We start from the raw sequence: 592 nt of genomic DNA on the forward strand, positions 1-592 counted from the left end.
CTTATACCGTCATATGAGAAACCACCTGGTGCTGGATGCCCTGGAAGACGCGCATGAAGCGAAGAAGCCGCCCGAAGGACTGCTTCATCACTCCGACCGAGGCAAACAATATGCCTCGCATGAGTACCGCCAAACATTGGAGGATTATCACATGGAAGCCAGTATGAGCCGCACCGGAAATTGTTACGATAACGCCTGCGCCGAGTCCTTTTTCAGCCTGCTCAAAAAAGAACTCATCCAGGGTCGGCGGTTTATTACCAGAAAACAGGCCTATACAGAAATATACCGCTACATTGAGCTCATTTATAACCGAAAACGAATTCACAGCGCGATTGGTTATCAGTCTCCGGTCCAGTATTACGAACAGTTCTATGCGGCACAATCCAAAGGTTAATACCGGCCCGCAGGGCAGGGGATGCTTTTCTTCCCGTAACCCGCCCTAAGATGATAGAGCGGAGAGGTCAAGCGGGCTGGGCTTGACGCTTCTGCGAGATCATCTACGATTGAAACATAGGGAAGAATGATCTGTAGCTGTCACCATCGCATCATTCCTATTCTGTTAAAGGGTGTCCACTTTCTTGACAGAGGTCCA

At 49.7% G+C, this 592-nt stretch carries 1 protein-coding gene; it reads left to right on the top strand.

Going from position 1 to position 592, the window contains the following annotated elements:
• On the top strand, nt 1-394 hold a 394-nt coding region (locus ACE4RR_RS21520; protein ID WP_375537461.1), incomplete at its 5' end, for an IS3 family transposase.
• Nucleotides 395-592 lie beyond the last annotated feature (198 nt).

The sequence above is a fragment of the Alteribacillus sp. HJP-4 genome (assembly GCF_042139015.1).
Classification (GTDB): domain Bacteria; phylum Bacillota; class Bacilli; order Bacillales; family Marinococcaceae; genus JBHIKY01.